At 71.8% G+C, this 19,345-nt stretch carries 18 protein-coding genes and 2 tRNA genes; 10 read left to right on the top strand and 10 right to left on the bottom strand.

Annotated features, from left to right (window positions below; all coding sequences use genetic code 11):
• The 6 genes from AB0L33_RS11065 (at position 1) to AB0L33_RS11040 (ending at position 5,488) form a co-directional block, all read left to right on the top strand.
• Positions 1-73 (top strand) — tRNA-Asn (locus tag AB0L33_RS11065).
• A gap of 167 nt (positions 74-240) precedes the next feature.
• Positions 241-314, top strand: a tRNA-Ile gene (locus AB0L33_RS11060).
• Between the two features lie 182 nt (positions 315-496).
• The gene (locus AB0L33_RS11055) at positions 497-730 is read left to right on the top strand and encodes a type II toxin-antitoxin system VapB family antitoxin (RefSeq protein ID WP_365679886.1); all 234 of its coding nucleotides are present in this window, start codon (positions 497-499) and stop codon (positions 728-730) included.
• Positions 727-1,134 carry a PIN domain-containing protein gene (locus tag AB0L33_RS11050; protein WP_365679883.1) on the top strand — a complete coding sequence of 136 codons (408 nt, stop codon included), beginning with the start codon at positions 727-729 and terminating at the stop codon, positions 1,132-1,134. The genes AB0L33_RS11055 and AB0L33_RS11050 overlap by 4 nt, the downstream gene beginning before the upstream one ends.
• 1,232 nt (positions 1,135-2,366) lie before the next feature.
• On the top strand, positions 2,367-3,857 hold the full coding sequence (locus AB0L33_RS11045) for an ATP-binding protein (protein WP_365679881.1): 1,491 nt from the start codon (positions 2,367-2,369) through the stop codon (positions 3,855-3,857).
• Positions 3,858-4,261: 404 nt separating this feature from the next.
• Entirely contained in the window at positions 4,262-5,488 is a 1,227-nt protein-coding gene (locus tag AB0L33_RS11040) for an MFS transporter (RefSeq protein WP_365680130.1), read from the top strand.
• A 7-nt stretch (positions 5,489-5,495) separates the two neighbouring features.
• On the opposite strand, the gene AB0L33_RS11035 is transcribed toward AB0L33_RS11040, so the two are convergent.
• The 4 genes from AB0L33_RS11035 to AB0L33_RS11020 all read right to left on the bottom strand — a co-directional run bounded on the left by AB0L33_RS11035 (position 5,496) and on the right by AB0L33_RS11020 (position 10,515).
• Entirely contained in the window at positions 5,496-6,299 is an 804-nt protein-coding gene (locus AB0L33_RS11035) for a VOC family protein (protein WP_365679879.1), read from the bottom strand.
• 53 nt (positions 6,300-6,352) lie between these two features.
• Positions 6,353-7,708, bottom strand: coding sequence for a carboxyl transferase domain-containing protein (locus AB0L33_RS11030; RefSeq protein ID WP_365679877.1), 1,356 nt, complete (start codon positions 7,706-7,708; stop codon positions 6,353-6,355).
• Positions 7,701-9,164 (bottom strand): acyl-CoA synthetase, encoded by a 1,464-nt coding sequence (locus AB0L33_RS11025; protein ID WP_365679875.1) that lies wholly within the window; start codon positions 9,162-9,164, stop codon positions 7,701-7,703. The genes AB0L33_RS11030 and AB0L33_RS11025 overlap by 8 nt, the downstream gene beginning before the upstream one ends.
• Positions 9,165-9,303: 139 nt before the next feature.
• Complete coding sequence (locus tag AB0L33_RS11020) at positions 9,304-10,515, bottom strand: MFS transporter (RefSeq protein WP_365679873.1); 1,212 nt, start codon at positions 10,513-10,515, stop codon at positions 9,304-9,306.
• Positions 10,516-10,620: 105 nt separating this feature from the next.
• Here AB0L33_RS11020 and AB0L33_RS11015 point away from each other — a divergent pair, with 105 nt between their 5' ends.
• Positions 10,621-11,052: an Lrp/AsnC family transcriptional regulator gene (locus tag AB0L33_RS11015; protein WP_026171549.1), complete on the top strand. Its 432-nt coding sequence runs from the start codon at positions 10,621-10,623 to the stop codon at positions 11,050-11,052.
• A gap of 12 nt (positions 11,053-11,064) precedes the next feature.
• On the opposite strand, the gene AB0L33_RS11010 is transcribed toward AB0L33_RS11015, so the two are convergent.
• The 4 genes from AB0L33_RS11010 to AB0L33_RS10995 all read right to left on the bottom strand — a co-directional run bounded on the left by AB0L33_RS11010 (position 11,065) and on the right by AB0L33_RS10995 (position 14,868).
• A complete protein-coding gene (locus AB0L33_RS11010) occupies positions 11,065-12,648 on the bottom strand; it encodes a GAF domain-containing protein (protein ID WP_365679871.1) in 1,584 nt (527 codons plus the stop codon).
• Positions 12,649-12,666: 18 nt separating this feature from the next.
• Complete coding sequence (locus AB0L33_RS11005; RefSeq protein ID WP_365679869.1) at positions 12,667-13,704, bottom strand: rod shape-determining protein; 1,038 nt, start codon at positions 13,702-13,704, stop codon at positions 12,667-12,669.
• Between the two features lie 151 nt (positions 13,705-13,855).
• A complete protein-coding gene (locus AB0L33_RS11000; RefSeq protein WP_365679867.1) occupies positions 13,856-14,446 on the bottom strand; it encodes a hypothetical protein in 591 nt (196 codons plus the stop codon).
• Positions 14,443-14,868: a MarR family transcriptional regulator gene (locus AB0L33_RS10995; RefSeq protein ID WP_365679865.1), complete on the bottom strand. Its 426-nt coding sequence runs from the start codon at positions 14,866-14,868 to the stop codon at positions 14,443-14,445. Before AB0L33_RS10995 ends, AB0L33_RS11000 begins: the two co-directional genes overlap by 4 nt.
• Before the next feature lie 121 nt (positions 14,869-14,989).
• Here AB0L33_RS10995 and AB0L33_RS10990 point away from each other — a divergent pair, with 121 nt between their 5' ends.
• The 3 genes from AB0L33_RS10990 to AB0L33_RS10980 all read left to right on the top strand — a co-directional run bounded on the left by AB0L33_RS10990 (position 14,990) and on the right by AB0L33_RS10980 (position 17,365).
• Positions 14,990-16,009, top strand: a complete 1,020-nt coding sequence (locus AB0L33_RS10990; protein ID WP_365679863.1) for an NADP-dependent oxidoreductase — start codon at positions 14,990-14,992, stop codon at positions 16,007-16,009.
• Positions 16,010-16,097: 88 nt separating this feature from the next.
• Complete coding sequence (locus AB0L33_RS10985) at positions 16,098-16,526, top strand: organic hydroperoxide resistance protein (RefSeq protein WP_365679862.1); 429 nt, start codon at positions 16,098-16,100, stop codon at positions 16,524-16,526.
• Between the two features lie 53 nt (positions 16,527-16,579).
• Positions 16,580-17,365, top strand: a complete 786-nt coding sequence (locus AB0L33_RS10980; RefSeq protein WP_365679860.1) for an EI24 domain-containing protein — start codon at positions 16,580-16,582, stop codon at positions 17,363-17,365.
• Between the two features lie 2 nt (positions 17,366-17,367).
• Here AB0L33_RS10980 and AB0L33_RS10975 read toward each other — a convergent pair whose 3' ends face one another.
• Together AB0L33_RS10975 and AB0L33_RS10970 are read right to left on the bottom strand one after the other, a co-directional pair.
• Positions 17,368-18,360, bottom strand: a complete 993-nt coding sequence (locus AB0L33_RS10975; RefSeq protein WP_365679859.1) for an aldose epimerase family protein — start codon at positions 18,358-18,360, stop codon at positions 17,368-17,370.
• Between the two features lie 11 nt (positions 18,361-18,371).
• Positions 18,372-19,286 (bottom strand): SGNH/GDSL hydrolase family protein, encoded by a 915-nt coding sequence (locus AB0L33_RS10970; RefSeq protein WP_365679857.1) that lies wholly within the window; start codon positions 19,284-19,286, stop codon positions 18,372-18,374.
• Between the last annotated feature and the right edge of the window lie 59 nt (positions 19,287-19,345).

The raw sequence follows: 19,345 nt of genomic DNA, 5'->3' as shown, positions 1-19,345 counted from the left end.
TCCCCTGTAGCTCAATTGGCAGAGCATTCGGCTGTTAACCGGAGGGTTACTGGTTCGAGTCCAGTCGGGGGAGCGATCGGAAGAGGACCCCCTCCGGGGTCCTTTTTCGTGTGCCCGGAACCGGTCGGCGGGCGGTGCCGTCTTCATGGTCATCAGGAGCCGGGCAGCCGCAGCGGGAGATCGTATGACCGGCTATGCTGCGGCAGACGGTGCGCACACTTGTACGCGCCACGCCGAGACGGGGCGGTAGCTCAGCCGGTTAGAGCAGCGGACTCATAATCCGTCGGCCGTGGGTTCGAGTCCCACCCGCCCCACTTCGAAACCCCAGGCAGAATCGTTCTGACCTGGGGTAACGCGTTTTCGGGGATGCGCCCCGCATCGACGTGCCATCGCCCCCTCCGCGCCTCGTCCGCTTCCTGAGTCGACGCCCGCGAATGTTGGTGAAGTATCATGTGTATGTACATCGTGGACTTCCAGAGGTGGAGGGGTGGCCGGTATGTCTGTGACCCAGGTCGATCTCGATGACGAGGCTCTGGCCGAGGCGATGCGGCTCATGGGGACGTCGACGAAGAAGGAGACGGTCAACGGAGCTCTGCGGGACTACGTGGCGCGCGTCAAGCGGCTGGAGGCCGCCGAGAAGCTTGCGGCGCGAGGTGAGCGGGGCGAGTTCGAGGCCGCGGCTGCGGCGCATGCAGCGGCCAAGCGTGCGCGGCAGGCAGCCTTCGAGTGATCACGTACCTCCTCGATACGTCCGCCCTGTGGTACCTCTTTCGTACCCCGGGCGCGTTGCGGCTCTGGGAAGGCCACATCGCCGCCGGCGTGTTCCATGTCTGTGAACCCACGAAGACGGAGTTCCTCTACTCGGCCACTGGCCCGGCGCATCGGGACGACTTGGCCGAAGAGCTGGATGATCTCTGTCATCTCTCGCCGGTCCCCAAGAACGCCTGGCGCTGGGTCGACACCGCTCAGTACAAGCTCACCCAGCGGGCGCAGCACCGTGCCGCCGGAGCCATCGACCTCGTGGTGTGTGCGACAGCGGTCCATCACGGGCACACGGTGCTCCACGTGGACAACGACTTCGCCACGGTGGCGGCGGTTCTCAAGGAACTGCACCAGCGAGACGTACGCGCCTGACAGTTCCTCGATCACGACGACCGTGGCGAGCGCGTCGGCGCCGCCGTACTCCTTCGGTACGCGGACGGCGTGCAGGTCCGAGTTCGTTCGCCAGGAGTCCCAGGCCCCGATCCTGCACGTGAAGACCCCAAACACCCACCCCGCTGGATGTCGTCACACCCAGCCCACGGAACGGGCTATTACGTCGCGGCCAACGGTGATCATGGGCCGCGGGGTGTGAGTGACGTTCCCAGGCCGCGACCGGCTGTCGATGATCTTGCCCAGCTCGTCCTCGTGATTGTTGTCCCCCTTGACGGAGCTGACGCGGAACTGTTGGCGATCGGGGAGCGGTATCGGACGCTCGCCGGTTTCGCGCCCGACCTCGGCACTCCGGTCCGGTGCGAAAAGGCCAAGGACATCGACACCGCAGGCTGGGGTCACCAGATCTATGCCGTTGCCGCGGCCGGTGTCCGAGGCGTGGTGGCCGGACGAGTGTGCCCGCGGCTGGCGCGTATGGGCTCCCAGAGAAAGGGAGCGCTGTTCGTGGGAGCTTCGGTGGCTCAAGCGCAACGAAGGGCCCACCCCAGGTGTGGATGGTGAAGGGCCTCGTGCGTCCGGCTTGCGGCTGCTCCACCAGCCGCAAGCCTTCCACTCCGTGGCGGCCCCAGTTGCGACCGGACGGCCGCCTACGACACTGCTTCACCGCCAGAGTGGCCGCTTGGGCGCAGCCGTGTCGTTACTTACGACGCGTGACCTGAGCGAGCAGAGCCACCACCGTTGCGGCACCGGACAGGGAAGCCCCGACTTCGGGTGCCAGAAGCGACAGGACTGCGACTAGGACACCGATTGTCAGGAGGGCTGCGAGGTGTCGGTTGATCTGGTCCACCAGAACCTTCTCTCTGTGGGGCCAACGGGTTCGGGAACCACCGTGGGACCGACACAGGAGCGCCTGACAGATCCAGAACAAGGCGTGACGGAACCAGCCTGCGAAGACCAGGACGGAACAATGACTGACGCGTGCTCACGGCCAAGCATGGGGAGCTAGAAGCGAGTTGCTGGACACCTTTTGACAGCGCGTGACTGAGGGGGAAGTGATGGCAGTTGCCCAACCGTGGAAGAAGCCGGACCTGGATGGGCACCCGCGCTTGAAGAAGCTGAACGATGAGCTCCACTCCTTGAGGTTCGAAGCCGGGTTTCCTTCGGCTCGAACGATAAGAAACCACATTGGACGGGACGCACAGGACTACTGGATCGTGAGCCATCAGTCGGTCCTCAACGCCTTTCAACGGCCTGACCTCCCGGACCTTGGCCGACTTGAGCTCATCGTTGCCGCTCTGGCCGGAGCCGCCCGATGCGACGACGTCTCCAGCGAAGTCAATCGCTTCAAGAGCCTGTGGAAGCAGGCTGTGACGGAGACGGTTGCTCAGGCATCAGTGGGCCCACAGGAAGATGCTGAAGGCGACGCCGAGTACGAACTCGACCAGGACGCCCCGGACCAGGAGGCGACGGAACCCGGCGTTGAGGAAGAGCGAGGAGAATCCGGCGCGAAGGGCTCACGCGCGGACGCAAACCAAGCCGCGGAGTTCAACTACGCGCAGGAGTCTTTGAAGGGCTTGATCATCAACGCGGCGCAAGCGCTTTGGGATGACAAGGATGCACTGAGAGTCTTCCTGGGGGTCGTCCGCCGCAGTCCTGGTTTCTCCAAGCTGGCTGATGCCGCAGAGGAACATCGGCCCGCCAACGCGACCTTCTACGGCACGAAGAGCAGAGAGTTCGAGGTCGAGTACTCTCCGGCGCGCCTCGAACTGGCCACGTTGCGCCGGCGCCTCGACGAGCAACGCGTCAAGCGCAAGTGGTCCTTCACGGATCTGGAGAACGAGACGGGGATTCCGGCCAGCTCCTGGATCCGCTGGTATACCAACGACGAGCTGCCCAGCCGCGAGGCAATCGTCGCTTTCTCCCACGCGATCAACCCGATGCTGGAAGACCATGTGCTGCTCCTGGGCCTGTGGGAAGCAGCCCACGACGCGCTGGAAGTGGAGAGACGTTGCGAGGACTTGCCTCAACAGATCAGCTTCGACGAGGCATGGTCGTTGCGTGACCCGACAGCCTCCAAACTGTGGGCGCTCGTCGGCGTCGGGGGAGACGTTCTGGCCCCATTCGGACCCGATCTGTCCCGTGGGACTGTTCCGGCCTTCACCGTGGCCGGCCCGGCTGGGTCGGGACGATCCACGACTTTGGCCACCATCGCCTGTTCCCTCCTCGGAGCCGGTGCACGCGTCGTGTTGGTTGCACCGAAGCCGTGTCCATTGCGAGAGCTGGCCTCCCGAAACGGAGTCCTTGCCTGTTTCGACCAGGAGGATGTGGGACATGACGAGCTCGCAGCTGTCTTGTCGGAAGCGTCCTGCGAGGAACCGGTCGTCGTCGTGATGGACGATGCGGATCGCCTGGAGGAGTGTGGCGCCAGGCGTCTGCTGGAGGCGATGCTTCAACAGGGTTTCGCGGACGGGACCGCATTGGTTCTCGGCGGGGACGAGGAGAAACTCGGGAGCGGCTTCCGCTGGTCACGACGAGCCAGGAACGCTCATCGTGGACTCCTTCTGTCTCCACGGGCCCGATATGCGGGCGACCTGATCGGCGTCAAGGTCAGCGGCTCCATCGTGGGAAGGCCGATCACGCCAGGCAGAGGATGGCTCCATCTTGGCGACGGGAAACTGGTGCCTGTGACCGTGCCACAGTGCTGAGCAGTCAGCGTGCCCGAGGGTCGGGGCCCCGGTGGCGCCGGGCGCTTGATCGCGGCCAGTTGACACAAGTCCCCGCCCAGGCGGGGCGGTGGGCGTCCCCCGCCCGGCCTGGGCCGGTGGGGCGCCGCCGGTCGAGGCGGGGGGCGGGGTGGCGTGGCGAACGCCTGACGTCCCCCCGGCCGAGCGGGATCGAGGCGGATGGAAATCTGGCGGAATGTCCAGTGTTTGGGCGTCGTCGCAGGTGGGACGCGTCACTGGTTAGGGTTCGAGTCCCACCCGCCCCACCGAGCAGAATCGATCCGACCGGCGCGTACGCGCCGGGTGGGTGGTCGATACCATTCCGCGTGACCGAATCCCTGACCGAATCCGATGCCGCCGCCGGTGAGCCGGCGCCGCGTGGGCGGATATTCGCCGATCTGACCCCCCTGCGGATCTCGCCCGACTACCGGCGGCTCTGGTTCGGGAACACCGTGTCCTGGATCGGGCAGGGGATGACCGCGCTCGCGGTCTCGTTGCAGGTGTACGACCTGACGGGATCGGCGTTCTCCGTGGGGCTCATCGGGGCGTGCTCGCTGGTGCCGCTCGTGGTGTTCGGGCTGTACGGCGGTGCCGTCGCGGACACCGTGGACCGGCGGAAGCTGGGGCTGGTCAGCGCCTTCGGGTCGTTCCTGCTGTCGGTGGCGCTCGTCGGGATCACCGTCGCCGGGGTCGAGCAGGTCGGGGTGCTGTACGGGGTCGTCGCGCTCCAGGCCGTCTGCTTCGCGCTCAACTCGCCCGCCCGCAGCTCCATGATCGCCCGGCTGCTGCCGGCCGAGCAGCTGCCCGCCGCCAACGCGCTGAACTCCATGACCAGCACCACCGGCACGCTCGTCGGGCCCATGCTCGGCGGCCTCATCGTCGGCTGGTGGGGCTACCGCGCCGCGTACGGGGTCGACGCCGTCACCTTCACGGCCTCCCTCTACGCGATGTGGCGGCTGCCCTCCATGCTCCCCGAGCGGGACGACGCGGCGGACCGGAAGCGGGCCTCCGTGCTGGACGGGCTGCGGTTCCTCGGGACCCGGCCGAATCTGCGGATGACGTTCCTCAGCGACCTGTGCGCCATGGTCCTCGCCCAGCCCCGCGCGCTCTTCCCCGTCGTCGCCGTCCTCTGGTACGGGGGCGACGCGAAGACCACCGGACTGCTCGTCGCCGCACCGGCGCTGGGGGCGCTCCTCGGCGGGGTGTTCTCCGGGTGGCTCGGGAGCGTCCGGCGGCACGGTCTCGCGGTTCTGGTCGCCGTCGCCTGCTGGGGCGCCGCCGTCGCCGTCTTCGGGCTCACCCGGCAGCTCTGGCTCGGCATCCTGTTCCTCGCGCTCGCCGGGGCCGCCGACACGACGTCCATGGTCTTCCGCAACACCATGCTCCAGGCGGCCGTGCCGGACGAGCTGCGCGGCCGGCTCCAGGGCGTCTTCATCGTGGTGGTCGCCGGCGGGCCCCGGCTGGGGGACTTCCTGGCCGGGTCCGCCGCGGACCTCACCTCGCCGGGCCTCGCCGTCACCGGGGGCGGGATCGCGTGTGCCGTCGCCGTGGGGCTGCTCGCGCTCCGGTGGCCCGGCTTCGCCCGATACGACGCGCGCAACCCCGAGGCGTGAGGGGGCTCTACGCCTCCCGCTCCCGAGCCAGCTCCGGCCGCTCGCCGGCCGTCGTGCCGCTGTCGAACACCGAGAACGGCGCGCCCTGCGGGTCCGTGAGCGCGGCGAACCTGCCGAACGGGATCGTCATCGGGCCGAACCGCAGCGTCGCGCCCAGCGACTTCGCCTTCTCCACCGCCGCGTCGCAGTCGTCCACCGCGAAGTACACGTTGATGTACGCCGGCACCTCCGGCGGGAAGTCCTCCGTCATCCTCATGCGGCCCAGGACCGGGTCGGCGCCCAGGTCGTAGAGCGTGAAGTCGGCCCCGTCGTCCACCATGCGCTGCACGCCGTACCCGAAGACCGACGGGAAGAAGGCGTCCGCCTTCTCCGGTGCGCGGGTGAAGATCTCGGCCCAGGTGAAGGCACCGGAGACCATGCCGGTCTCGAAGCCCTTGTGGCTGCCGGGCTGCCAGACGCCGAAGGTCACCCCGCCCGGGTCGGTGGCCAGCACCATCGTGCCGAACTCGCCGACCCGCATGGGCTCCACCAGGACGGTGCCGCCGTTGTCGCGGATCTTCGACGCGGTGGCGGCCGCGTCCGGCGAGGCCAGGTACAGGCACCAGCCGGTCGGCATCCCGCCCGGACCCGGCGGCATCAGCGCGGCGACCGCCTTGCCGTCCACGTGGGCCTGGGTGTAGTTGCCGTACTCCGGCAGCGATTCGCCGAACGTCCAGCCCAGCAGCTCACCGTAGAAGCGTTTGGCGCCTTCCAGATCGGTGAACGTCGCGTCGGCCCAGCACGGTGTGCCCTCGGTCGGTTCTGCGGGCATCGTGGTCATCTCCTCGTCCGGGTGAATGCTCCCCTGTTCACGCTAGCCAGCCTTCACGTCCCCTGCCTGTCGGCTCGCGGGCCCGCCACCGAGCGGGCCACGCCCAGGTCCACCAGGTCCTGCGGGCGCAGCCGCAGTTGGCCGGCCGTTTCCCGGACCCGGTCCGGGGAGCGCTTCAGGATCGCGGCGGCGAGCTCCGGCGCGATGACCGAGAAATAGCTGTCCGGGGTGACGTGCGTGTGGTCCGGCGCGGCCAGCGCCAGCGCCCCGCCCGAGCCGCCCTCGCCGATCACCAGCGTGGTGACCGGGACCCGGGCCGCGGCCACCGCCGCGAAGGCGTCCGCGATGGCCGCCCCCGCGCCCGCCCGCTCCGCCTCCGCGTCGTTGGCCGCGCCCGGGGTGTCGATCAGCGTGAGGACCGGGACGCCGAGCCGGTCGGCGAGCCGGATCACCCGGGCCGCCGTGCGGTATCCGGCCGGGCGCGTCGCCGTACCGCACTGCGCCACGTACGCCACCGCACGCCCCTCGCGCACCCCGAAACCGCACAGCAGCCCCGGGTCCGTGCCCCCGCAGCGGTCGCCGCTCAACGGCAGGCGCGCCTCGAAGTAGGCGTCCAGATAGGCCCCGGCGCGCGGCCGGTCCACCGCCCGCGCCCGGAGCACCGCGTCCCAGCCCGTCTCCGGAGCGTCCGTCGCCGCGAGCGCCGCCGGGACCGGGGCGGGGGAGGACGGGCCGTCCCGGCGGGCGAGCAGGCCGAGCCAGCGGCCGACCGTGGCCGGCAGCTCCCCGGGCGCCACGACCGCGTCGACCGAACCGGCCGCGAACTGCCCCTCGGCGGTGTACGCGGCGGGGTCGGCGTCCGCCGGACGCACCCGCGACCCGGCGAACCCGATCTGCGCCCCGGGCACCGCCAGGATCACATCCGCGCCCGCGCCCAGCGTGGCCCAGCCGCCGCCGGTCGTGGGATCGCGCACCACCGCGAGCTGCGCCGGGCCCGCCGCCCGCAGCCGGGCCGAGGCCCGCGCCACCCGCTGGAGCTGGGTCAGCGCGATCATGCCCTCCTGCATCCGGCTGCCGCCCGTCGCGATGAGCGAGACGAGCGGTAGCCGCCGCGTGATCGCCTCCTCGTACGCCGCTTCGAGCCGGTCCCCGGTGCGCTGCCCGAGCGACCCGCCCAGGAACCCGAACTCGAAGGAGATCAGTACGCACGGGTGGCCGCCGACCGTGGCGGTGCCGTGCACGACGGACTCCTGTTCGCCGGTACGGGCGGTGGCCCGGGCCCGCGAGTCCGCGTAGCCGGTCCAGCCGAGCGGGCCGTCGCCGTCGGTGTCGCCGGCGGGGGCGGGCAGCTCGGTGAAGGCGTCGGTGAGGGCGGCGATCGCCTCGCGTGCCGTCAGCCGCTCAGCCATGGAGCGCCCGCTTCATGATCTTGCCGAGGTCGTTGCGGGGCAGCGCGTCCAGGTAGCGGACGGTGCGCGGGCGTTTGTGCGGGGCGAGCTGGGCGGCGACATGGTCCGCCAGCTGCTCGGCGGTGGGCGGGGCGGCCGGGTCGGCGGGCACCACCCAGGCCACGATCCGCTCGCCCAGGTCCGCGTCGGGCTCGCCGGTGACCGCCGCCTCCCGGACACCGGGGTGGTCGAGCAGCGCGTTCTCGATCTCACCCGCGCCGATCTTGTAGCCGCCGCTCTTGATCAGGTCCGTCGCCTTGCGGCCGACGATGCGCACATAGCCGTCCGGGTCGAGCGTGGCCATGTCGCCCGTGCGGAACCAGCCGTCGGCGGTGAGCGCGGCGGCCGTGGCGTCGGGCCGGTTCAGATAGCCGGTGAACAGGTTCGGGCCGCGCACCTGGATCTCGCCGATCGCGTCCGGGCCGGTGAGCGGGGTGCCGTCCTCCTCGACCAGGCGCAGCTCCACCCCGCGCAGGGGCGGACCGACCGTGCCGGGGCGCGGGGCCCCGTCGGCCCGTACGCCCGTGTTCATCAGGGTCTCCGTCATCCCGTACCGCTCGATGACCCGGCGACCGGTCGCCGCCGCGATGCGCTCGTGGTCGTGGACCGGCAGCGCGGCCGATCCGGAGACCAGCAGCCGGGCGCCCGCCAGGGCCTTCGCGAGCCCGGCCGACGCGTCCGGGTCCGCCAGCGCCTCGGCGAGCCGGTGGTACATGGTCGGTACGCCGAACAGCATCGTGCCGCCCGAGGCGAGCTCCCGGGCCACGCCCTCCGGCGAGAACCGGCCCAGGTGGCGCACCGAGCCGCCCCGGCGCAGGGGGCCCAGGACGCCGAGGATCAGCCCGTGCACGTGGAACAGGGGGAGCGCGTGCACCAGGACGTCGTCGGAGGTCCACCGCCAGGCGTCCTCCAGCGCGTCCAGCGAGGCGGCGAGCGCCCGGCGGGGGAGGACGGCGCCCTTCGGCGGGCCGGTCGTCCCGGAGGTGTACACGACGAGCGCGGCGGACTCCGGATCGGGTTCCGGGAGGGCGGCGACGGGCGCGGGGTCAGGGAGCGCGGCGGTGACGTCGAGGCGTCCGAGGCCGGCCAGGGCGGGCGGGAGCACGTCGTCGGGCGAGGCGAGCACCAGCGAGGGCGCGCTGTCGGCGACGATGTGCGCCAGTTCCCGTTCCCCGGTCTTCGGGTTCAGCGGGACGGCCGGCACCCCGGCCCGGAGCGCGGCGACCACCGCGACGACGGTGTGCGCGGTGGGCGTGGCCCAGACGGCGACCCGGCCGGCGCCGGTGAGGCGGGCCGCCAGCGCGTCCGTCTGCCGGGCCAGCCCGGAGTAGGTGAGGGTGACGTCGTCGAACCGGACGGCCTCGCGGGCGGCTGCCGGACCGGACACGTCCTGGAGTGCGGGCAGAAGTGGCATCACCCTGCGCACCCTAGATCGGCACGCTCACCCCGGCCCGGGAAACCGGCTGGATGAGGCCCGCCTCACGCCCCGGCGCGCACCGCCCCTCATGCCCCGGCGTCCACCGCCCATCGCGCGCCCGGTGGACGCGCCGCGCCCCTCACCCGTCCCGCTGCACGTTCCGCATGCGCCCGTACGCGTACACACAGCCCGCGAGCGCCAGGTCGGACAGGAGCATGAAGCCGATCGAGTACGAGTCCTTCGCGCTGTAGATCGCGCCCATCACCAGCGGCGGCACGAATCCGCCGAGCCCGCCCATCGCGCCGACGATGCCGGTCACGCTGCCCACCTTCGCCTGCGGGGTGACCTGCGAGACCAGGGCGAAGACACTGCCGCTCGCCGTGCCCAGCCCCGCCGCCATGACCAGCAGCGCGATCGTGCCGGTCGGGTCGAGCCGCGGGTCGAAGGCCTGGACGATCGCCATCAGGGCGGCCACCCCCAGGGCCACCGAGGTGACGAGCGCCGGGTGGGCGCGGTCCGAGAGCCAGCCGCCGATCGGCCGGAAGATGACGGTGACCAGGGCGAACCCGGCCGCCTTCGTACCGGCGTCCGTCGGCGTCAGCTCGTACCAGGTCTTGAGGTACGTCGGCAGGTACACGCCGAACGCGACGATGCCGCCGAAGCCGATCGCGTACAGCGCGGACAGCTCCCAGGTCACCCGCAGCCGGCCCGCCGAACCCAGCCGGTGCGCCAGCGAATCGGTGGGGACCTTGCGGTCCGGGTGGTCGTTGATGAGCAGCCCGGAGAGCGCCGCGTACACCACGAGGGCGGCGGCGACCACGAGGAACGGCAGGTTGTCGCCGTGCTTGGCGATGCGCGGCGTGAAGTAGCCGGACAGCGCGACGCCGCCCATGCCCATGCCGAAGACGCCGAGCGCGAGACCGCGTTTGGCGGGCGGGAACCACGAGTTGACCAGCGGGATGCCGATCGCGAACGTCGTGCCGCCGACCCCCAGCAGGAACCCCACGGCGAGCATCGCCCCGTACGAGTCCTTCGCCGGGATCAGCAGCAGCACCGGCAGGATGGTCAGCGCCGAGGTCAGCGGGAACATCAGCCGCGCCCCGAACTTGTCGGTCAGCGCGCCCACCGGGATGCGGCCCAGCGAGCCGACCAGCACCGGCACCGCCACGAGCAGCGACTGCTGGAACGAGCTCAGGCCGAGGCGGTCCTTGTAGTCGCCCGACATCGGCGCGATCAGGTTCCACGCCCAGAAGGTGAGCGTGAAGCCGATCGTGGCCATGATCAGGTTCCGGTACGCGGCGGAGCCAGGGGCGTCCACGGGTGCGGGTGACTGCTTCGCGGCTGTGTCCACACGCCCAGTCAAGGACGGCCACGGGCCGTGAGCCCGTCGGCCTGCTCCGTACGGGGGACATCTCTCGCTCTTCGCATATGCGGTGAAACTGCGACAATGGGGACCATGGATCGTCTGGACAGGGAAATCCTCGGCGTCCTCCAGGAGGACGCGCGGATCTCGTACCGCGACCTCGGCGTGCGGGTCGGGCTCAGCGCCAACGCGGCGGCCGACCGGGTCCGGCGGCTGCGCAAGGACGGCGTCATCCGCGGCTTCACGGTGATCGTGGACCCGGCCGCCGACACCCGCACCGGGCTCGTCGTCTTCATCGACGTGACCCTGCGGATGGACACCACCAACGAGACCTTCGAACGGGCGGTGCTGACCCTGCCCGGCATCACCGAGGTCGTGCACGTGACGGGCGGCCACGACTATCTCGTACGCGCCACCGCAGCCGACACCGCGGCCCTCGACACCCTGCTGCGCCGCCTCAAACGCGAGGCGGGCGTCGCCCACTCGAACACCCGGGTCGCCCTGAGGGCCGCTCCCGGGCCATGACGCCCGGCGCCCTTACAGCGGCGCCTCCCAGGTCACCGGCTCCGCCCGCGAACCGTCCGGCTCGCGCCCGTCGTCCGCCACCGTGAGGCGGACCGCGCCCCGTCCGTCCGGCAGGGCGGCCGTCGCGTCCACGTCCACCTCGATCGCCGAGATCCCGGCCCGCCGGTGCGCCGCCGCCAGCGCACCGCGCAGCGCCGCGAGCAACCGCCCGGCGACCGGCTCCGCGACGAGCGCGTCCACCGCCCCGGCGAACCGCACCGACGGCTGGAAGCCGAGCACCGCCGCCGCGCCCCCGGTCTCCCGCAGCACCCGGCCCCGGAAGGTGGCGGGGGCCTCGGCGGGCGGCTGCTGGAGGGCGAAGATCGCCGTCCGCACCTCCTGGATCGTGGAGTCCAGCTCGTCGACGGCCGTCCCGAGCAGCGCACCCGTCTCCCCGGCACCGGCCCTGCGGCGCGTCGACTCCAGCATCATCTCGGTGGCGAACAGCCGCTGGACGACCAGATCGTGCAGGTCCCGCGCGATCCGGTCGCGGTCCTCGTAGACCGCCAGCCGCTCCCGGTCCTGCTGCGAGTCCGCCAGCACCAGCGCCAGCGCGGCCTGCGAGGCGAACTGGGCGGCCAGCAGCCGGTCCACGCCGGTGTACGGGCGGGCTCCGCGCCGCCGGGGCAGGGCGAGCGTCCCGATGAGCCGGCCCCCGCTCTCCAACGGCAGCATCATGCTCGGGCCGAACCGCGACCGCACCGGCGTCGTCATCCGGGGATCGGACGCCGAGTCCTCGATGAACACGGCCTCGCCGCCCAGCAACTGCACCAGGACCGGCGAACCGGGCGCGATCGCCGTCCCCAGCAGCCCCGCCGGGTCCTCCGGCCCCGAGGCGGCGACGATCTCCATCCCGCCCTCCTCGGTGGGTTGGAGGATCACCCCGGCCGAGGCGTCACTGAGCAGCCGCGCCCGCTCCGCCACCGTCATCAGCGCGTCGGACGGGTTCGCTCCGGTGAGCAGGGTGTTGGTGACGGCCGCCGCGCCCTCGATCCAGCGTTCCCGCTGGCGGGCGCTCTCGTACAGCCGGGCGTTGCCGATCGCGATGCCCGCCTGTGCGGACAGGACCTTCAGCAGCCCCGCGTCGGTCTCCGTGAAGTGGCCGGTGTGCTTCTCGGCGAGGTAGATGTTGCCGAAGACCTCGTGGTGGACCCGGATCGGGACGCCGAGGAACGAGCGCATCGGGGGATGCCCGGGCGGGGTGCCCGTGGCACGCGGATCGGCCGGGAGGTCGTCGGAGCGCAGCGGGCCCGGCGCGTCCACGAGCGCGCCGAGCAGGCCCGTGTGGCCGTCCGGGAAGTCACCGATCGCCGCCCGCTCGTCCTCGGACATCCCGCACACGTACAGCTCGCGGATGGTGCCGCGGCCGGGGTCCAGTACCCCCAGCGCCCCGTACCGGGCGTCGGTCAGGGCGGTCGCGGTGTCGATGATCTGCTGGAGCGTGGCCCGGAGTCCGAGGTCCGAGCCGACGCTCAGCACGGCTTCGAGGAGCCGGGGCAGCAGCGGCGACCCGGGCAGGCCGCGGTCCGGGAGCGATCCGGCCGGCCGGTCCGTCATCCGACGCTCCCGCCGGGGTCAGCTCGCCAGCGGGTCGAGCACCAGAGGGCTGATCTCGCCCTCCATCATGGCGCCCAGGCCGAGGATCGAGCAGGTGTCGGGCCGCTCCGCGATGTGCACCGGCACGCCGGTCGCGTCGCGCAGCATCTGGTCGAGACCGGGCAGCAGGGCGCTCCCGCCGACCATCGTGATCCCGCAGTCCGCGAGGTCGGCGACCAGGTCGGGCGGGCAGTCCCGCAGCACCTTGCCGACGCCGTCGAGCACCGCGGTGAGCGGGCGGTGGATCGCCTGCCGGATGGCGGCGGTGTCGACCTTGACGGACCGGGCGAGGCCGGTGGCGACGTCGCGGCCGTGGATCTCGGTGACCGAGGGGCCCTGTGCGGTCAGCCCGTTGCCGCTCAGGGCGAGCTGCAGGGGGCGCACGGACTGGCTCGGCAGCATCAGTTCGTGGTGCTGGCGCAGGTGCTGGATGACCGCGTGGTCGATGGCGTCGCCGCCGACCGGGAGGCGTACCGCCGTCACGATCGAGCCGAGCGAGAGGACCGCGATCTGCGTCGTCGCGGCCCCGCACACCATGATCATGGTCGCGGTCGGCTGCTCGACCGGCAGCCCGCAGCCGACGGCCGCCGCGATCAGGGTGTCGACCAGCTCCACCCGCCGGGCGCCGAGGCCGACCAGGGTCTCCACGGAGGCCCGCCGCGCCAGCGGGTCGCTGTCGTGCGGGGTGCAGGCGGCGGCGCGCAGCCAGGGCTTGCGGCGCAACTGGCGCCGGAGCTTCTCACCGAGCAGGTGGCGCAGCATGCGCTGGGCCATTTCGATGTCCACGACGGTCCCGCCGGACACGGGCCGGGCCACCCGGATGTAGTCCGGTGTGCGGCCGGTCATCTGCTCGGCGAGCGCGCCCACGGCGATCAGTGAGCCGGTACGGGTGTTGACGGCGGCGACACTCGGCTCGTCCACGACGAGGCCGGGCCCCTTCACGTACACCCGGGTGCGGGCGGCGCCCAGGTCGACGGCTACATGGCAACGGCGCAACTGCTCAAGGCTGACGGTCACGGCGGGTTCCTCCCGAGAGCGTTGAGGGCGACCGACGGACAGCCGGCTCTCCTGAAAGCCTGCGCCGTTCGGGGCCCCCACGCCCGCTGGACTGAGCCGGAGGAGGGACAACCTGACGGCGTGTCGAGCGCGTTGCGCGCGATCCGGTCCGTCAGGCGATCCCGGCCCCGTCGGTCTCCGGCAGCACCCGCTGCAGCAACCCCCACGTGAACTCCGCGACCCACGACTCCGCCGCGCCCCCCAGCCGCAGCGCGAACCGCGTCGGCGCGCTCCCCTCCATCGGGCGGGCCGGGGCGAAGGCCCGGGCGACCTCGTCGACCGTGCACGACCAGGGCACGAGGTCGTCCACCCCGAGCAGCACCGGCGCGGCAGCGCCCGGCGCCCGTACCAGCCACTCGTTCCACACCGCCCCGCCCGGCGCCACCATCACCTCGAACCGCAGCTCCGGCCAGAGCGGCACCGGCCACAGCAGCACGTCGAACTCCAGGTCGCCGAGGACCCGGTGCCCCGTCGACTCCGGCTCCCCGAGCACCGCCCGGTAGCGCCGCAGCGCGCCTCGCCCGCCCGGCGCCCGGACCATGGCCTGCCAGCGCCGGTTCGCCTCCCGCATCTCGGCGGGCGTCGCGCTCAGCTCCCGCCGGGCGTCCTCCACCGCCCCCGGCTGGTGGTCCGCCATCCGGCGCAACAGGACGAGCTGGAACTCACGGGGCCCGAACGGCCCGGAGGGCGCGGCGCCGCTCACGCGCCCAGCATCCGCCGCAGCAGGTCCCGCAGCACCGTCCGGTCCGCCGCGGACAGCCCGGCCAGCGGCTCCCGCGCGAAGTCCAGCGCGTCGCGCAGCTGCGCGGCCGTCGCCGCACCCCGCTCGGTCGGCGCGGCCAGCTTCACCCGGCGGTCGGCCGGGTCCGGGCGCCGTTCCACCAGGCCGCGCGCCTCCAGCCGGTCCACGATCCCGGTCACATTGGACGGCTCGCACTTCAGCTTCTGGGCGATCCGGCGCATGGGCAGCGGCTCGACGGACAGCAGTCCCAGCACCCGGGCCTGCGCGCCCGTGAGGCTGTGCTCGGCGGCGGCCCGGTCGTATTCCTCGTAGTAACGCGCGACGACGCTGCCGATGAGCTCGATGACTTCGAGGGTCAGGGGATCAGTGCGCGGGGGGGCCATGGGACACAGGATACCCAGTTGCTTGACAAGGTGAAATATCCAGGAGCATGGTTGTTTCATGTGGTGAAGCTTTTTCGCCACCGCGACACCAGCACCCCCACACCGAGGAGACCCCGAGCCCATGTCTGCAGCTCTTCCCGCTTCCGGCCGCGAATGGCACCTCACCGCCCGCCCGCACGGCTGGCCGAAGGCCGAGGACTTCGCGCTGCGTGAGGCCCCGGTCGCGGCCCCCGCCGAGGGCCGGGTCCTCGTGCGCAACCTGCACTTCTCCGTGGACCCGTACATGCGCGGCCGGATGAACGACGTGAAGTCGTACACCCCGCCCTTCAAGCTCGACCACCCCATGGACGGCGGCGCCGTCGGCGAGGTCGTCGCGTCGAACGCCGAGGGCTTCCAGGTCGGCGACCACGTCCTGCACGGCCTCGGCTGGCGCGAGTACGCGAGCGTCCCCGCCCAGCACGCGGTGAAGGTCGACGGTTCGATCGCCCCGCTCTCCGCCTACCTCGGCGTCCTCGGCATGCCCGGGCTCACCGCCTACGCCGGCCTGTTCGACGTGGCGTCCTTCAAGGAGGGCGACGCGGTCTTCGTCTCCGGCGCCGCCGGTGCGGTCGGTAGCCAGGTCGGCCAGATGGCGAAGATCAAGGGCGCGTCCCGGGTCATCGGCTCCGCCGGCTCCGACGAGAAGGTCAAGCTCCTCACCGAGGAGTACGGCTTCGACGCCGCGTTCAACTACAAGAACGGCCCCGTCGCCGAACAGCTGCGCAAGGCCGCCCCCGACGGCATCGACGTCTACTTCGACAACGTCGGCGGGGAGCACCTGGAAGCCGCGATCTCCTCGTTCAACGTGCACGGCCGCGCCACCATCTGCGGCATGATCGCCCAGTACAACTCCACCGAGCCCACCCCCGCCCCGCGCAACCTCGCGCTGGTCATCGGCAAGCGGCTGCGCCTCCAGGGCATGCTCGTCGCCGACCACCAGGACCTCCAGCAGCAGTTCGTCCAGGACGTGGCCGGCTGGCTGGCCTCGGGCGAGCTGAAGTACCGCGAGACCGTCGTCGAGGGCATCGAGAACGGCGTCGACGCCTTCCTCGGCCTGCTGCGCGGCGAGAACACCGGGAAGATGATCGTCTCCCTCGGCTGAACCGCCCTTCCCGCACCCGTTAGGCTCAACCCAGGCCGTCGCGATCGTGGGCGCGAGTCGCGGCGCATCAGCAGGAGGAATCCTCAGCATGACCATTCAGGACATAGCCGTCGCGTACACCGCCGTCGCCACCGCCGAGAACGGCCGTGACGGTCGCGTGGCCTCGGACGACGGCAAGCTCGACGTCGTCGTCAACCCGCCGAAGGAGATGGGCGGCAGCGGCGCCGGCACCAACCCGGAGCAGCTCTTCGCGGCCGGCTACAGCGCCTGCTTCCAGGGCGCGCTGGGCGTCGTCGCCCGCCAGGAGAAGGCCGACATCTCCGGCTCCACGGTGACCGCGGCGGTCTCCATCGGCAAGACCGAGGCCGGCGGCTTCGGCCTGGAGGTCGCCATCACCGCGACCATCCCGAACGTGGACACGGCGACCGCGCGGGCGCTCGTCGAGAAGGCCCACCAGGTCTGCCCGTACTCGAACGCCACGCGCGGCAACATCAAGGTGGACCTCGCGGTCGCCTGACCGCTCCCGCACCACTGAACCGAGCCCCGTCCGGGTCCCGTTAGGCTGACGCCATGCGTGATCTTGGTGCGGGGCTCGGTTTTCTGATCAAGGGCCAGCGCTGGGTCTTCGGCCACGGCAAGTGGTTCGGCATAGGGCTCCTGCCCGGGCTGATCACCCTCCTGCTGTACGCGGGCGCCCTCGTCGGCCTCGGCTACGGCGCCGACGACCTGGTGGCGTGGGCGACACCCTTCGCCGACGACTGGTCCTCGCCCTGGCCGGCCCTGCTGCGCAACACCCTGACCGTGCTGGTCTTCGTCCTCGGCCTGTTCCTGGCCGTGATCACCTTCACCGCCGTGACCCTGCTGGTCGGCCAGCCCTTCTACGAGTCGCTGTCCGAGGAGGTCGAGCGCACCGAGGGCGGCACGGTCCCCGAATCGGGGCTGCCGCTCTGGCGGGAGCTGTGGATCTCCGCCCGCGACAGCATGCGCGTCCTGATCCGGGTCGGGCTCTACGCGATCCTGCTCTTCGCCCTCGGATTCGTGCCCGTGGCCGGGCAGACCGTCGTCCCCGTCCTGGGCTTCTGCGTCACCGGGTACTTCCTGGCCGAGGAGCTGACCGCCGTCGCCCTCCAACGCCGGGGCATGGTGCTGAAGGACCGCCTCGCCCTGCTGCGCGGCCACCGCATGCGCACCCTCGGCTTCGGCGTACCGCTGGGGCTGGCCTTCATGCTGCCGTTCGTCGCCGTGTTCCTCATGCCCGGCGCCGTCGCGGGGGCGACCCTGCTGGCGCGGGGCCTGGTCGGCGACGAGGCGGCGGACGACGCGGCCAAGGGCGAGACGGCCGCCGCCGAGGACTGAGCTCAGCGCACCGAGAACCCGTACACCGTCGTGGACGTGAACTCCTCGCCCGGCCGCAGCACCGTGCTCGGGAACTCCGGCCGGTTCGGCGAGTCCGGGAAGTGCTGGGTCTCCAGGGCGACCCCCGCGCACGGGCCGAACGGCCGTCCGTCCAAGTGGTCCGCCGTGTACAGCTGGAGCCCGGGCTCCGTCGTCGTCACCGTCAGCACCCGCCCCGACCCCTCGTCGTGCAGCTCCGCCGCCGGACCCGTGCCGTCGAGCACGTAGTTGTGGTCGTAGCCCTCGGTCACCGGCCGGGGCTCGCGGAAGTCGAAGCGCGTGCCCTCCACGGGCAGGAACTCACCGGTCGGCAGCGACTCCGCGTCCACTGGGGTGACCGCCCCCGCCGCGATCCGCAGCCGCTGGCCGAGCGCGCTGCCGCTGTCGGCGCCCGCGAGGTTCCAGTAGGTGTGGTTCGTCAGGTTCAGCACGGTCGGCGCGTCCGTCACCGCTCGGTACGCGATGCGCAGCGCCCCGCCCTCGTCCAGCGTGTACGCCGCCGTCAGCTCGACGCGCCCGGGGAACCCCTCCTCGCCGTCCGCCGAGACGAGGGACAGCTCCACCCCGTCCGGGACCGCGCGCGCGTCCCACACCCGCTTGTCGAATCCGCGGACCCCGCCGTGCAGCTGGTTGCGGCCCTCGTTGCGAGTGAGGTGGTGCGTACGGCCGTCCAGCTCGAAGGACGCCCCGCCGATCCGGTTCGCGTACCGGCCGACGAGCGCGCCGAAGTACGGCGCCGTGTACTCCTGGTACGAGGCCAGGTCGGGCAGCCCGAGGGCGATCCCGGTCCGAACGCCGTCCCGGTCCGGCACCTCGGCCGACTGCACGATGCCGCCGTACGTCAGGACACGCACCCGCGTGCCGTCCCGCTCCAGCGTCCAGCGGTGCACCGCGGTGCCGTCCGCGAGGGTGCCGAAGTGCTCCGTACCGATCACCGTGCCCGAACGCGTCTCCATGATCAGCAACTTTACGCGGGCGGCCGCACCGCCGTGACATTTCGGTAGGCGATCTCGGCGAGCCGCGCCTGCCCGTTGCGGCCGGGGTGGAACCAGTCCCACTGGCTGAGCTGCTTGCCCGTGAACCGGTAGTCGAACACCGCCCCGCCGTCGTACCGGCAGCGGCGGTCCTTCGCGCACACCTCGCGCAGCACCTCGTTGTAGGCCACGACCCGCTCCTGGACGGCCGTGCGCCGGGCCACCGCCGCCGCGCCCATGTCGTCCGCGTCGGACAGCATCGACTTGCAGATGCCCAGCTTCCAGATCTGCTTGCCCAGCGGATTGGCGCGCCCCTGCGACCACAACCGCTTCAGGTCCGGCACGCTCGACACGTACACCTGTGCCTTCGGCGCCCCGGCGCGGAGCTCGCGCAGCGAGGTCTCGAACGACCTCCGGAAGTCCGCCACCGGGGTCATCGACCGCACCGAGTCCCGGCAGGCGTCGTTGGCGCCGATCATCACGGTCACCAGGTCCGGGTCCTCGTCCGCCGCCAGCGCCATCTGCTCCGGCAACTGCGCCATCCGGGCACCCGTCACCGCGTGGTTCCAGCTGTGATCCACCGCGCCGGACGCGCCCAGGAGCCGAACGGCCAGGCTGCGTACCGCGCTGTCCGTGCCGGTCGACCAGGAGACCTCAGGGCAGTCGGCCAGCACCGAGCACGCGTCGAAGCCGCGCGTGATGGAGTCCCCCACCGCCGCGATCGACTTCGGGCGCGGGTCCCAGACCGGGCCCGCCGCCGGGGACGGCCGGTGCGCGGCCGCCGAGCCCTTCGTCGTCCCGTCGGACCCCGAGCCGCAGCCGGCCAGCGCCGCCGAGCCGAGGCAGGCCAGAGCGGCCACCCCGGCCAGTGCGGTGCGCGAGCGGTGGCGTACGGACCGATCCGGCATTGCCTGGTCTCCTCCTGTTCGTGCCCCGCCGCTCCGCCGGGTGAAGACTGAGCGAAGAA

The organism is Streptomyces sp. NPDC052299, from assembly GCF_040679335.1.
In the GTDB taxonomy this organism is placed as follows: Bacteria; Actinomycetota; Actinomycetes; order Streptomycetales; family Streptomycetaceae; genus Streptomyces.
Note: the sequence above shows the minus strand (reverse complement) of the source record. Positions and strands in the feature narration are given on the sequence as shown.

Excerpts from the sequence above, each read along its gene's own strand:
- AB0L33_RS10975 (WP_365679859.1), bottom strand. The coding sequence starts at position 18,360 with ATGGAGACGCGTTCGGGCACGGTGATCGGTACGGAGCACTTCGGCACC.
- AB0L33_RS10990 (WP_365679863.1), top strand. The coding sequence starts at position 14,990 with ATGTCTGCAGCTCTTCCCGCTTCCGGCCGCGAATGGCACCTCACCGCC.
- AB0L33_RS11035 (WP_365679879.1), bottom strand. The coding sequence starts at position 6,299 with ATGCCCGCAGAACCGACCGAGGGCACACCGTGCTGGGCCGACGCGACG.
- AB0L33_RS11015 (WP_026171549.1), top strand. The coding sequence starts at position 10,621 with ATGGATCGTCTGGACAGGGAAATCCTCGGCGTCCTCCAGGAGGACGCG.
- AB0L33_RS10970 (WP_365679857.1), bottom strand. The coding sequence starts at position 19,286 with ATGCCGGATCGGTCCGTACGCCACCGCTCGCGCACCGCACTGGCCGGG.
- AB0L33_RS11010 (WP_365679871.1), bottom strand. The coding sequence starts at position 12,648 with ATGACGGACCGGCCGGCCGGATCGCTCCCGGACCGCGGCCTGCCCGGG.
- AB0L33_RS11030 (WP_365679877.1), bottom strand. The coding sequence starts at position 7,708 with ATGGCTGAGCGGCTGACGGCACGCGAGGCGATCGCCGCCCTCACCGAC.
- AB0L33_RS11055 (WP_365679886.1), top strand. The coding sequence starts at position 497 with ATGTCTGTGACCCAGGTCGATCTCGATGACGAGGCTCTGGCCGAGGCG.
- AB0L33_RS10995 (WP_365679865.1), bottom strand. The coding sequence starts at position 14,868 with ATGGCCCCCCCGCGCACTGATCCCCTGACCCTCGAAGTCATCGAGCTC.
- AB0L33_RS10980 (WP_365679860.1), top strand. The coding sequence starts at position 16,580 with ATGCGTGATCTTGGTGCGGGGCTCGGTTTTCTGATCAAGGGCCAGCGC.
- AB0L33_RS10985 (WP_365679862.1), top strand. The coding sequence starts at position 16,098 with ATGACCATTCAGGACATAGCCGTCGCGTACACCGCCGTCGCCACCGCC.